We start from the raw sequence: 11,979 nt of genomic DNA, 5'->3' as shown, positions 1-11,979 counted from the left end.
AACTCTCCCCTGACCTGGGGCCCTCGCCTGCTGCGAGAACCAGCCATGCTTCTGTGAGCGTTCACAGTAGAGAAACACCTCGGACACTTGTCAATGGTTGTTGCTGTGCGGTTATGTTGGCCTCGCACCGCCGGGAAGGGTGTGTGCACGTTCCCAGGAGATCGAACACATCGGGAGAGATTCCATGCCGGAGACCACCCCCAGGGGCCTCACCGGGCTCGCCTTCGGCGGGGACTACAACCCCGAGCAGTGGCCGGAGAACGTCTGGGACGAGGACGTACGGCTGATGCGGGAGGCCGGCGTCACCATGGTGAGCGTCGGGATCTTCTCCTGGGCCCTGCTGGAGCCCTCGCCCGGCGTGTACGACTTCGGCTGGCTCGACCGCAACCTCGGCCTGCTGCACGGGGCCGGCATCCGCGTCGACCTCGGCACGCCCACCGTGGCGCCGCCCGCCTGGTTCTACCGCGCCCACCCCGACGCGCTGCCGGTCACCGAGGACGGCGTACGCCTGGAGTTCGGCTCACGCGGCGCCATCTGCCACAGCAACGCCGACTACCGCGCGGCCGCCGCGAACATCACCACACGGCTCGCCGAGCGCTACGGCGACCATCCCGCGCTCGCCCTGTGGCACGTCCACAACGAGTACGGCGTTCCCGTCTCCGCCTGCTACTGCGACTCCTGCGCCGACCACTTCCGCCGCTGGCTGCGGCGGGAGTACGGCACCGTCGAGGCGGTCAACGAGGCCTGGGGCACCGCCTTCTGGGGCCAGCGCTATGCCGGCTTCGACGAGATCAACCCGCCGCGCCGCACTCCGACGGTCGGCAATCCGGCCCAGGCGCTGGACTACCGCCGGTTCGCCGACGCCACCATGCGGGAGAACTTCACCGCCGAGCGGGACATCCTGCACCGGCTCTCGCCCGGTGTCCCGGTCACCACCAACTTCATGACCGCCCTCAGCCAGTGCGACTCCGTCGACTACTGGGCCTGGGGCCGCGAGGTGGACCTCGTCACCAACGACCACTATCTGATCACCGACGGCCGCCGCACCCACGTCAACCTCGCCATGGCCGCAGACCTCACCCGTTCCGTCGCCGGCGGCGCCCCCTGGCTGCTGCTCGAGCACTCCACCTCGGGCGTCAACTGGCAGCCCCGCAACCCCGCCAAGGCCCCCGGCCAGATGGCCCGCAACTCGCTGGCGCACGTGGCCCGCGGCTCCGAGGGCGCGATGTTCTTCCAGTGGCGCCAGTCCCGGCGCGGCGCCGAGAAGTTCCACTCCGCGATGCTGCCGCACGGCGGCACCGACACCCGCGTCTTCCACGAGGTGACCGAACTCGGCTCCGCCGTGGCCTCGTTGGGGCCGATCCGGGGCAGCCGCACCGAGGCCGGCGTCGCCGTGCTGTGGGACTGGCAGTCCTGGTGGGCGCAGAACCTCGACTGGCGCCCCAGCGAGGACCACGACGCCCGCGAACGGGCCGACGCCTGGTACGAGGCCCTCTACGACCACCATCTCACCGTCGACTTCGCCCACCCCGAGGCCGACCTGTCGAGGTATCCCCTCGTCGTCGTACCGGCCCTCTACCTGATGACACGGGCGGCGGGGGACAACCTCCGGGAGTACGTCGAGAACGGCGGCACCCTCGTCGTGTCGTACTTCTCCGGCATCGTCGACGAGCACGACGCCGTGCACGAGGGCCCCTATCCGGGCGCCCTGCGTGACGTGCTCGGCCTGACCGTCGAGGAGTTCTCCCCCCTGCTGGGGGGCGAGCGGGTCCGGCTCACCGGCCCCGGCGGCAGCGGCCTCGACGCCGACGTGTGGACGGAGTTCGTGGTGCCGCGCGGCGCCGAGACGGTGTGGACGTACGCGGACGGCCTGACCGAGGGACGCCCGGCCGTCACCCGGCACCGGCTCGGCGAGGGCACCGCCTGGTACGTCTCCACCCGGCTCGGCGCCGAGGGCCTGGCCACCCTGCTCGGCCGGGTCGTCGAGGACACCGGGACCGACCCGCGCGGCGATCTGCCCCGCGACGTCGAAGTGGTGCGCCGCACCGGCGAGTCGGGCACCTTCCTGTTCGCGATCAACCACACCGCCGCCGACGCCAAGGTGCCGCTGGACACCCCCGGCACCGAGCTGCTGACCGGCGAGCCCGCCGCGGGCCGCCTCGCGGTCCCGGCCGGAGCCGTCCGGGTCGTACGGCTCGACGGCTGAGCCGCGACTCCCCTCCGCCCGCGTGAGCACACCGGCCGCGGGCGGAGGGGGCCCTCACCCCCTCCCGGGTGCGGGCACCCCCTCCCCACGTCGAAGGGACGACGAACGCCCATGTTCCATCCCAGACGCACACTTCACGCCCTGCTCACGCCGCTCGTGGCCGGGCTCGCCCTCACCGCCCTGCCCGCCCAGAGCGCGACGGCGGCCAGCACGCTCACCAACGGCGGCTTCGAGAACGACGGTTCGGGCACCGCTACCCCGGCCGGCTGGTCCGAGTACGGCGACACGGCGGCCTCGTACACGGAGTCCGGTGGCCGCAGCGGCGGTCACCGCCTCTCCCACTGGTCGTCCGCCGCCTACAAGGTCGAGACGTACCAGTACCTGTCCGGACTGACGAGCGGTGACTACCGGCTCACCGCCTGGGTCCGCTCCGGCGGCGGCCAGAACGCCGCCCACCTCGCCCTGAAGAACTGCGGCGGCGCCGAACAGCGCACCGATCTGCCGGTCTCCGACTCCAGCTGGATACGGATCGTCGTACCCGTCCGGGTCACCGGCAGCCAGTGCACCGTCAGCGTCAACAGCGATGCCAACGCCGGAAACTGGATCAACGTCGACGATCTGGCCTTCACCCGCGGCACCACCCCGGGCGTCGCGGTCAAGGGCGCCGACATCTCCTCACTGCCCAAGAGCGAGGCGAAGGGCGGCACGTACCGGACCGCGTCCGGAACCGCCGGCGACCCGGTCGCGATCCTGAAGTCCACCGGCATGAACTACGCCCGCCTCAAGGTCTGGGTGAACCCGGCCGACGGCTACAACGACAAGGCGCACGTCCTCGCCCTGGCCAAGCGGATCAAGGCCCAGGGCATGAAACTCCTGGTCGACTTCCACTACTCCGACGCCTGGGCCGACCCGGGCAAGCAGAACAAGCCCGCCGCCTGGGCCGGACACGGCTACGGACAGCTGAAGAAGGACGTCTACGACCACACGTACGACGTCCTGAACGCCCTGAAGGCGCAGGGCACCACCGCCGACATGGTGCAGGTGGGCAACGAGATCAACGGCGGCATGCTGTGGAACGAGGGTTCCACCGGCAACTGGACCCAGCTCGCCGGACTGCTCAACTCCGGCTACGACGCGGTCAAGGCGGTCAGCCCTTCCACGGTCGCCGCGCTGCACCTCGCCGAGGGCGGTGACCTCGAGGGCACCCGCTGGTGGTTCGACAACGCGGTCTCCCACGGCGTGCGGTTCGACGCCGTCGGCCTGTCCTACTACGGCTACTGGCACGGCACCCTGCACGACTTCCAGACCACCCTCGACGACACGGCCGCCCGCTACGGCAAGCCCGTCTTCGTCGCCGAGACGGCCTACCCGTTCCGGCTCGACAGCGAGGACGGCCTCGAGAACATCATCGACGTCAGTGGTGAACTCGTCCCCGGCTACCCGGCGTCCACCAGTGGCCAGACCCGGTGGATGAACGACGTGACGAGCATCGTGGAAGCCGTTCCGAACGGCCGCGGCCTCGGCGTCTTCTACTGGGAGGCGACCTGGACCGCCCGCGCCGGCAACGGCTGGGACCCCACCGATCCGTCCTCCGGCAACGGCTGGGAGAACCAGGCACTGTTCGGCTACGACGACCGCGCCCTGCCCGCCACAGCGTGGTTCCGCCACCGCTGAACCACCCGGCCCCGCCCCGGCGAATCCGATGGCGGGGCCGAACAGCCTTGTACCACAAGCCCGTTGAGTCCCGGACAAGCTGCCTTCGGAACGGGACACGGGGCGTTCGACTCGGGCAGAGTGGAGGGGCTCCGGAGCGCGCGGCCCGGCGCGGAGGTGTACGCCATGCTGAGGACCCCCGTCGACGGGACGCGACTGCGCATCCTGACGCTGCTGAGACAGGCGGAGCCCGTCGGCCTCACCGCACAGACCGTCGCCGCACGCCTTGCCCTGCCGGGCCCGGCCGTCCGCACCCACCTCCGGCTGCTCACCGCCCTCGGTCTGCTCCGTACGGACCGCGGCCGCTACCGGTGCGACGAGGTACGGATCGCCGAGGTCGCGCATCTGTTCGAGAAGGGGTGGTGGTGCGACCAGGGACGTTAGGCTGATCCCGAGCGAGTGGGGAGACGTACGACGGTGACAGCCCCGGAAACGGCGGGCCCACGGGCCCGCACCGCCCTCCGTACCCAGGCCCCCGTGGTCGGCGTGGTCGCGGTGGGCGGGGGAGCGGGAGCGACGGCACGGTACGCGGCCTCCCTGTGGTGGCCGGACCCGGCACACGGATTCCCCTGGACGATCCTCTGGGTCAATGTCGTCGGCTGCGCCGTCATCGGCGTGTTCATGGTGGTCGTCACCGAGGTCCGCACCGCCCACCCGCTGGTCCGCCCGTTCTTCGGCACCGGTGTCCTCGGCGGCTTCACCACCTTCTCCACCTACGCCGTCGGCATCCGCGACCTGCTGGACGCCGGCGAGGTGGGCACCGGACTCGCGTACCTCGCGGTGACACCGCTCGCGGCACTCGCCGCCGTATGGGCGGCCGCCTCGGCGACCCGCCGTGTACTGATCGGGAGGCAGCCATGACCAGGCTGACCGGCAGCGTCCTTCGCCTGACCGTGTACGTCGGCGAGAACGACACCTGGCACCACCGGCCCCTCTACTCCGAGATCGTCCACCGCGCCCACGCGGCCGGACTCGCGGGGGCCAGCGTCTTCCGCGGCGTCGAGGGCTACGGCGGCTCCTCCCGCGTCCACACCTCCCGGCTGCTCTCCCTGAGCGAGGACCTCCCCGTGGCGGTCGTCGTCGTGGACACCGAGGAGCGCGTACGGGCCTTCCTGCCGGAACTCGACACGCTCGTCACCGAGGGCCTGGTCCTCCTCGACCACTGCGAGGCCGTACGCCATGTCCGCCGCGACGACGGCACGGGCACCGGCGAGGCACCACGGTGAACTGGCTGTATGTGGCGCTGGGCGCCATGGTCGGCGCCCCCCTGCGCTATCTCACCGACCGCGCCGTGCAGTCCCGTCACGACTCGGTGTTCCCCTGGGGGACCCTCACGGTCAACGTCACCGGCAGCCTGGTCCTCGGCCTGCTCACCGGCGCCGTGACCGCGGGCGCGGCGGGCCCCGGCCTCCAGCTGTTCCTCGGCACGGGCCTGTGCGGCGCCCTGACCACGTACTCCACCTTCTCCTACGAGACCCTCCGCCTGGCCGGGACGGGCGCCCGCGGTTACGCCGCCGTGAACGTCGTGGCGAGCACGGCGGCCGCCCTGGGCGCCGCCGTCGCCGGCGCTGCCGTGACCGGCTCGGTCTGGGGCTGACTAGGACGTGCCGCGCAGCGGCTCCCCCACCTGCCTCAGGTGACGCAGCGCCTCGCGGTGCGAGGCGAGCAGTCCCGTCCGGCAGTACGGGACGCCCAGCTCGGCGCAGTACCGCTCGGTGATGACCTGGGCCCGGCCCAGCGCCGGTGTCGGCATGCTCGGGAAGAGGTGGTGCTCGATCTGGTAGTTCAGCCCGCCCATGAACGCGTCGATGAACACCCCGCCGTCGACATTGCGGGACGTGAGCACCTGACGGCGTAGGAAGTCCAGCTCCGTGCCCTCCTCGATCATCGGCATGCCCTTGTGGTTCGGGGCGAACACGGAACCCAGATAGATTCCGAACAGTCCCTGGTGGACGGCGATGAACGCGAGCGCCCTACCGGGGGAGAGGACCAGGAAAAGACCGCCGAAATACACGGCGAAATGGGTGACGAGCAGAATTCCCTCCAGCACCGGACGTTTCATCGACGGGCTGCGCAGCGCCTTGAAACTGCTGACACTCAGATTGAGTCCCTCCAGCGTCAGCAGCGGAAAGAAGAGAGCCGCCTGGTGCTTTCCGATGAATCGCGCCGGGCCCTTCGCCTGCTTCGCCTGACGCCGCGACCACACGATGAGGTCGGGGGCGACATCCGGGTCCTTCTTCTCATGATTGGGGTTCGCGTGATGGCGGGTGTGCTTGTTCATCCACCAGCCGTAGCTCATGCCCAGCAGTACGTCGGCCACCAGCAGACCGCCGATCTCACTGGGGCGCCGGCGGGAGAACACCTGGCGGTGCGCCAGATCGTGCGCGGCCAGACCGAGCTGCCCGAACACCACGGCCAGGGCGACCGCGACGAACAGCTGACTCCAGCTGTCACCCAGGACGAGAAAAGCCGCGACGGAGCCGCCGAGCGCGAGCCCCACGGCACCGAAACGCACCGTGTAATACAGCGGGCGGCGCCGCAGCAGACCCGCTTCGGCTATACGTCGTGACAATACGGAGAAATCGCTTCCCTTTTCACCTGCGGGTGCGGGAGAGTCGGCGGTGAGTACCGCGGGATCGGCCATGCGCTTGAGTATGTGAACGATTTCGGTCCCACGGAATGGCGCTGACCCCCGGGCAGGGGTGACGGCGGCCCCCGAGCCGGGGTGTGGCTGACCCCACCCCTCCGCTTGACAGTGCCCCGGCCGCCGCCGCACCATCGCCTGGTGAACCTGTCAGACAGCCAGACAGGTGGTGTGGGTCCGCGGCGCGTCAGCGCGATGGAGGCGGTGCTCTCCCACCTCCGCGGCGCCATAGAGCGCGGCGACTACGCGATCGGCGACAAGCTGCCCTCGGAGGCGGAGCTGTGCCGCACCCTCGAGGTGTCCCGGCCCGTGCTCCGCGAGGCCCTGCGCGCCCTGCAGACCATGGGTCTGACCGTGTCCAGGACCGGCAGGGGCACCTTCGTCGTCGCCGACGCCGTCGAGGACCCGACCTTCGGCGACTACTCGGCCGGCCATCTCCTGGAGGTGCGCCGGCACATCGAGATCCCCGTCGCCGGGTACGCCGCCGAGCGCCGCACCCCGGAGAACCTGGACCGGCTCACCCATCTGCTCGACCGGATGGGGCGCGAGACCGACACCACGGCCTGGGTCGCCATGGACACCGTCTTCCACCTCGCGGTCGCCGAAGCCGCCCAGAACCCCGTGTTCCGCAGGGTCATCGAGGAGATCCGGGACGCGCTGGCCCGCCAGTCCGCCTTCCTCAACGAACTGGGCGGCCGCCGCGAACAGTCCGACCGCGAGCACCGGGCGATCGTCGAGGCCCTGATCGACGGCTCCGCACCGGACGCGGTCGACGCCATGACCCACCACCTCGACCGGGTCGAGACGACCCTGACCGCGATCATGCGCCCCGGGCGCACACCGAACCACGACTCCCCCCAGGCAGTGTGATGTACAGCACCCACCTCGTGGACGCACCCCCGATCCGCGAGCCCCTCCACGCCCCCGTCGCCCACCTGATACGCGGCGGGGTCGTCGAGGGCGTCCACTACGGCTCCGTCGCCGTCCTCGGCTCCGACGGCGAGGTCGGCTTCCGGCTCGGCGACATCGAGGCCGCCTGCTATCCGCGCTCCGCGCTCAAGCCCGTCCAGGCGGTGGCGATGGTCCGCGCGGGCCTTCCGCTCGACGGCGAGCTGCTGTCGCTCGCCGCGGCCAGCCACTCCGGGGAGGAACGTCACCTCGCGGGTACCCGGCGCATCCTCGAACTCGCCGGACTGACCGAGGACGACCTCCGCAACGTCCCCGACCTGCCGTTCGACCCCGTCGTACGGGATGCCTGGGTGCGTGAGGGGCGGCCGCCGTCGCGGCTCGCCCAGAACTGCTCCGGGAAGCACGCCGCGATGCTGTACACCGCGCGGCTCAACGGGTGGTCTCTCGACGACTGTCTCGACCCCTCGCATCCCCTTCAGCAGGCTGTTGCCGAGATCGTCGAGGATCTCACCGGTCAGCGGGTCGCCACGGTCACCGTGGACGGTTGCGGGGCGCCCCTGTTCGCCGTGTCCCTGCACGGTCTCGCCCGTGCCGGTGCGCGGATCGCGGCGGCCGCGTCCGGTACGCCGGAGGCTCGCGTAGCCGACGCGATGCGGGGATACCCGGAGATGGCCTCCGGGACCGGGCGGGACGCGGCCGCGCTGATGCGGGCCGTGCCGGGGCTGCTCGTCAAGGACGGGTTCGAAGGTGTGCAGGTCGCCGCGCTGCCGGATGGGCGGGCGGTCGCCGTGAAGATCTCGGACGGGGCGGGGCGGGCGCGGGTACCGGTCGCCGCCGGGGCGCTGGCGCGGGCGGGGGTGGACGCGTCCTTGCTCAAGGAGTTCGGGGGTGAGGCGGTGCTGGGGGGCGGGCTGCCGGTGGGGGAGGTTCGGGTCGTTCCCGAGCTGTCCTCGGTGACGGGGCCGGCGTGGGTGTGATGCTGCGTCGATCCCCGCGAGGCGCGCTCCTCTCCCCTCAGCGTGTGAGTGCCGGGCCCCATCTCAGGCGCAGGTAGAGGGACACGCTTGCCGCGCCTGCCAGGGCCGCTGCGGCGATGGGCCAACCGGGGTGGTGGGTCGGGGAGTTGCCGGGGCGGGCCGGCGGGATCGTGGCCGTGTCCGCTTGTGGGCCGCCCAGTTGCCCGGCGTGCGGGAGGTTCAGGGTGCCTACCGGGTCCACCCGGCCGGTGGCCTCGAAGCCCCAGTCCAGGAGGGTGCGGGCCTCCTCGTAGACCGCGTGGCCGCCGCCCGAGCGGGGGTTCATGACCGTCACCACCAGGGTGTGGCCGTCGCGGTGTGCGGCCGTGACGAGGGTGTTGCCCGCGTCGCTGGTGTAGCCGTTCTTGATGCCGAGCAGACCGTCGTACGGCTCGACGCCGTCCTGGCCGGTGAGCAGCCGGTTGGTGTTCACGATGTCGTACGTGCCCCCGTCCCGGGCGGGGAACAGCGCCTCCCGCCGGCCGCAGTACCGGGCGAAGTCGTGGTTGCGCAGGCCTGCCCGGCCGAACACCGCCAGGTCGAACGCCGACGACACCTGGCCGGGCGCGTCATAGCCGTCGGGCGACTTCACCCGGGTGTCGCGGGCGCCCAGCGTGCGGGCCTTGGCCTGCATCCGCTCGGCCGTGGCCCGCCAGCCCCCGCTGAGCGCCGCCAGCACACGCACGGCGTCGTTGCCGGAGCTGAGGAACACCCCGTTCCACAGGTCGGACACCCGGTACGTACGGTCCTCCGCGACCCCGACGAGACTGCTGCCGGGGCCGATGCCCGCCAGTTCCCGCTCGCGGACCCGGTGCCGGATACCGGCCGGCAGGGTCGGCAGCACGGTGAGCGCGAACAGTGTCTTGAGGGTGCTGGCCGGCGGCAGCGGGCGGTGCGCGTCGTGCGCCGCCAGTACGTCGCCGGTGCCGGCGTCGGCGACCAGCCACGAAAGCGCCGACGGATCGGGGACCTCGGGGGCCCCCGGGCGCGGGCGGACCTGTGTGCCCGGCCGGTACAGCAGCGCCCCGGCCGTCACCCGTGGCCCCGGATCGACGCCGGCGATCGCCACGGTGGGCGCCGGCACCAGCAGACTCGCCGTGCACAGCGCACAGGTCGACACGACAGCTCGGGAAGTAAATCCGATAGTCATACCGCAAACGTAGGAATGGAGTCCTGGAACACCGCGCTGCCCCGGCCGGACGCCGCTCGCGAGCACCCGGATGCCACATGCCGGCGTCCTGTCAGGCGCCCGGCAGGGTCGGCTGGACGCGCCGCAGGAACGTGGCGTTGTCGGGTGTCTCGCGCATGCGGGCCAGCAGGGTTTCCAGATCGGACAGCCCGTCCCGCGAACGCAGTACCCGGCGCAGTCCCCGTGTGGCGGTCAACTCCGCCGGATCGAGCAGCAGTTCCTCACGGCGGGTGCCCGACCCCGTGATGTCGGCGGCGGGGAACAGCCGTCGCGCGGCGGCCTCGCGGTGCAGCCGGAACTCCATGTTGCCGGTGCTCTTGAGCTCCTCGAAGTAGAACTCGTCGGCCCGGGAACCGGTCTCCACCAGGGCCGACGCGAGGATGGTGAGGGAGCCGCCCTCCTCGGCCTGCCGGGCGGCGCCGAAGAACCGCTTGGGCCCGAGCAGCGCGGTGGCGTCGACACCGCCGCTGAGGGTGCGGCCACTGGACGCGGCCGCGTTGTTGTACGCCCGGCACAGCCGGGTCAGCGAGTCGAGGAGTACGACGACGTCCTCGCCCGCCTCGACGAGCCGCTTGGCCCGTTCGATGACCAGTTCGGCGAGGGCGATGTGCTGCTTGGCCGGCCGGTCGAAGGTGGAGGCGTACACCTCGCCGCGCACCGAGCGCCGCATGTCGGTGACCTCCTCGGGCCGTTCGTCGAGCAGCACCACCATGAGCCGGCACTCGGGGTGGTTGCCGGCGACGGCCGCCGCGAGCTGCTGGAGGAGGACGGTCTTGCCGGTCCTGGGCGGCGCCACGAGCAGTCCGCGCTGTCCCTTGCCGACGGGGGCGAGCAGGTCGACGACCCGACCGGCAAGGCCGGACGCCGGGTGCTCCAGGCGCAGCCGCCGGTGGGGGTGAAGCGGTGTCAGATCATGGAAGCGCCGCCGGACCGGCGACGCGTCGGGCGTGCGGCCCTCGACGCGGGTGATGCCGGTGAGCGCGCGCCGGTCGCCGCACACGCCTTCCACGAGGTCGCCCTTGCGCAGGCCGTGGCGGCGCAGCAGGGCGGGGGAGACCGCCGGGTCGGCGGGGGAGGGCAGGCAGTGTTCGGCGCGCAGCCACCCCTTCCCGGCCGCGTCGACGTCGAGGACACCGGAGACGAGCTGGGGCTGCTGCCGTACGGGAGGGTGTTCGAGTGTGGTGGTGGTCATGGAGCCGGTCCTTTCGCGGACGACGGGCGGGAACATGCGAGGGGAAGGAGGGACCGCGGGGGGAGGGCGGACACGCGCCTCCACGTGGCGGAGAACAGCACCTGGGTCACGGCGGGAACAGATCCTGCCGATGAGGCGGTGCGGGGAAGGCCGTACGCCGGTCGGACACGACGGCGGCTCGGCGAACCGGGGAGAACACTCGCGAGAGGCGAGAAAGAACTGGCACCGACGCCCGAATGGGGGCGTGCTACGTATGCTGATTGCACTGTACCACCCGCCGGATGGTGTGCGGAGCCGCTATGGGGCGAGGCTCTGCTCTAGGCTGATCCGATGTTCAGCCCCGAAGGCCCCCGCCTGCGTGAACTCGCCGTCCAGGCACTGTCGTCCGTGGAGCACGGATACGACCTCCTCGCACCGAAGTTCGACCACACCCCCTTCCGTACGCCCGACTCGGTGCTCGACGCCACCGTCTCCGCACTGCGGCTGACGGGGCCCTTCGACGCCGGTCTCGATCTGTGCTGCGGCACCGGTGCGGGCGTCGAGGTGCTGGGTCAGGTGTGCCGGGAGAGCGTCACGGGCGTGGACTTCAGCGCCGGCATGCTGACCGTCGCGCGGAACCGGGTCCGGCCGCCGGGGCCACCGGTGCGCTGGGTGCGGGCGGACGCGCGGGCGCTGCCGTTCGGGCCGGTCTTCGACCTCGTGGTCAGCTTCGGCGCCTTCGGACACTTCCTGCCGCGTGAGCTGCCGGGCCTGTTCGCGGGCGTCCACGCGGTGCTGCGGCCGGGCGGACGCTTCGTCTTCCCCGTGGTGGCACCGCCCCGGCCGGGCTCCCTCACCTACGGGATGCTGCTGGGATTCGACGCCGTGATGCGGGTGCGCAACACCGTCCGGCGCCCGCCGTTCGTCATGTACTACCGCACCTTCCGCTTCGGCGACATACGGCGCGAACTCGCCCGGGCCGGGTTCCTGGTGGAGTTCGGGGCGCTGCCCGAGTTCGGACGGCGCCGGGACGGCAGCCCGAAGGTCCGGCTGGTCGTCGCCGCGCGGGCGGGAGCCTAGCGGGTTGGAATTCCCAACCCAACCCCTCCAGTCCGTTGGATTTTCCAACCT

The 11,979-nt window shown here is 71.6% G+C and carries 11 protein-coding genes and 1 pseudogene; 9 read left to right on the top strand and 3 right to left on the bottom strand.

The genetic code is table 11. The features are described 5' to 3' along the window. Positions 1 to 184 precede the first annotated feature (184 nt). The 6 genes from IF28_RS0121950 (at position 185) to crcB (IF28_RS0121925) (ending at position 5,516) form a co-directional block, all read left to right on the top strand. Positions 185 to 2,206, top strand: coding sequence for a beta-galactosidase (locus tag IF28_RS0121950; protein ID WP_030223125.1), 2,022 nt, complete (start codon positions 185 to 187; stop codon positions 2,204 to 2,206). 111 nt (positions 2,207 to 2,317) lie between these two features. After that, positions 2,318 to 3,880, top strand: a complete 1,563-nt coding sequence (locus IF28_RS0121945) for a glycoside hydrolase family 53 protein (RefSeq protein WP_030223122.1) — start codon at positions 2,318 to 2,320, stop codon at positions 3,878 to 3,880. A 165-nt stretch (positions 3,881 to 4,045) separates the two neighbouring features. Then, positions 4,046 to 4,303 (top strand): helix-turn-helix domain-containing protein, encoded by a 258-nt coding sequence (locus IF28_RS0121940; RefSeq protein ID WP_030223119.1) that lies wholly within the window; start codon positions 4,046 to 4,048, stop codon positions 4,301 to 4,303. A 33-nt stretch (positions 4,304 to 4,336) separates the two neighbouring features. Beyond that, complete coding sequence (crcB, locus tag IF28_RS0121935) at positions 4,337 to 4,780, top strand: fluoride efflux transporter CrcB (RefSeq protein WP_030223116.1); 444 nt, start codon at positions 4,337 to 4,339, stop codon at positions 4,778 to 4,780. Next, positions 4,777 to 5,145 carry a DUF190 domain-containing protein gene (locus IF28_RS0121930; RefSeq protein WP_030223114.1) on the top strand — a complete coding sequence of 123 codons (369 nt, stop codon included), beginning with the start codon at positions 4,777 to 4,779 and terminating at the stop codon, positions 5,143 to 5,145. Before crcB (IF28_RS0121935) ends, IF28_RS0121930 begins: the two co-directional genes overlap by 4 nt. Beyond that, the gene (gene crcB, locus IF28_RS0121925; protein ID WP_030223112.1) at positions 5,142 to 5,516 is read left to right on the top strand and encodes a fluoride efflux transporter CrcB; all 375 of its coding nucleotides are present in this window, start codon (positions 5,142 to 5,144) and stop codon (positions 5,514 to 5,516) included. Before IF28_RS0121930 ends, crcB (IF28_RS0121925) begins: the two co-directional genes overlap by 4 nt. Here the strand turns inward: crcB (IF28_RS0121925) and IF28_RS0121920 are convergent, their stop codons facing one another. Continuing rightward, a complete protein-coding gene (locus IF28_RS0121920; protein WP_030223108.1) occupies positions 5,517 to 6,563 on the bottom strand; it encodes a fatty acid desaturase family protein in 1,047 nt (348 codons plus the stop codon). It lies immediately after the preceding gene. A 195-nt stretch (positions 6,564 to 6,758) separates the two neighbouring features. On the opposite strand from IF28_RS0121920, the gene IF28_RS0121915 reads away from it, so the two are divergent. Together IF28_RS0121915 and IF28_RS0121910 are read left to right on the top strand one after the other, a co-directional pair. Further along, positions 6,759 to 7,433, top strand: a complete 675-nt coding sequence (locus tag IF28_RS0121915) for a FadR/GntR family transcriptional regulator (RefSeq protein WP_030223105.1) — start codon at positions 6,759 to 6,761, stop codon at positions 7,431 to 7,433. Beyond that, a complete protein-coding gene (locus IF28_RS0121910; RefSeq protein ID WP_030223103.1) occupies positions 7,433 to 8,449 on the top strand; it encodes an asparaginase in 1,017 nt (338 codons plus the stop codon). The genes IF28_RS0121915 and IF28_RS0121910 overlap by 1 nt, the downstream gene beginning before the upstream one ends. Positions 8,450 to 8,486: 37 nt before the next feature. Here IF28_RS0121910 and IF28_RS0121905 read toward each other — a convergent pair whose 3' ends face one another. Together IF28_RS0121905 and rho are read right to left on the bottom strand one after the other, a co-directional pair. Further along, complete coding sequence (locus tag IF28_RS0121905; protein ID WP_037893725.1) at positions 8,487 to 9,638, bottom strand: D-alanyl-D-alanine carboxypeptidase family protein; 1,152 nt, start codon at positions 9,636 to 9,638, stop codon at positions 8,487 to 8,489. Between the two features lie 91 nt (positions 9,639 to 9,729). Then, positions 9,730 to 10,979, bottom strand: a pseudogene (gene rho, locus IF28_RS0121900) (transcription termination factor Rho). A gap of 220 nt (positions 10,980 to 11,199) precedes the next feature. Between rho and IF28_RS0121895 the strand changes: the two are divergent. Further along, entirely contained in the window at positions 11,200 to 11,928 is a 729-nt protein-coding gene (locus IF28_RS0121895) for a class I SAM-dependent methyltransferase (RefSeq protein WP_030223099.1), read from the top strand. The last annotated feature ends 51 nt before the right edge of the window (positions 11,929 to 11,979 follow it).

Source organism: Streptomyces sp. NRRL WC-3626, assembly GCF_000718785.1.
Lineage (GTDB): Bacteria > Actinomycetota > Actinomycetes > Streptomycetales > Streptomycetaceae > Streptomyces > Streptomyces edwardsiae.
This window is presented reverse-complemented; position numbering and strand designations above follow the sequence as displayed.

Bases quoted from the DNA above. Each gene is read 5' to 3' on its own strand.
- IF28_RS0121920 (WP_030223108.1), bottom strand. From the start codon at position 6,563: ATGGCCGATCCCGCGGTACTCACCGCCGACTCTCCCGCACCCGCAGGT.
- IF28_RS0121905 (WP_037893725.1), bottom strand. From the start codon at position 9,638: ATGACTATCGGATTTACTTCCCGAGCTGTCGTGTCGACCTGTGCGCTG.
- IF28_RS0121930 (WP_030223114.1), top strand. From the start codon at position 4,777: ATGACCAGGCTGACCGGCAGCGTCCTTCGCCTGACCGTGTACGTCGGC.
- IF28_RS0121950 (WP_030223125.1), top strand. From the start codon at position 185: ATGCCGGAGACCACCCCCAGGGGCCTCACCGGGCTCGCCTTCGGCGGG.
- IF28_RS0121895 (WP_030223099.1), top strand. From the start codon at position 11,200: ATGTTCAGCCCCGAAGGCCCCCGCCTGCGTGAACTCGCCGTCCAGGCA.
- IF28_RS0121940 (WP_030223119.1), top strand. From the start codon at position 4,046: ATGCTGAGGACCCCCGTCGACGGGACGCGACTGCGCATCCTGACGCTG.
- IF28_RS0121910 (WP_030223103.1), top strand. From the start codon at position 7,433: ATGTACAGCACCCACCTCGTGGACGCACCCCCGATCCGCGAGCCCCTC.
- IF28_RS0121915 (WP_030223105.1), top strand. From the start codon at position 6,759: ATGGAGGCGGTGCTCTCCCACCTCCGCGGCGCCATAGAGCGCGGCGAC.
- IF28_RS0121945 (WP_030223122.1), top strand. From the start codon at position 2,318: ATGTTCCATCCCAGACGCACACTTCACGCCCTGCTCACGCCGCTCGTG.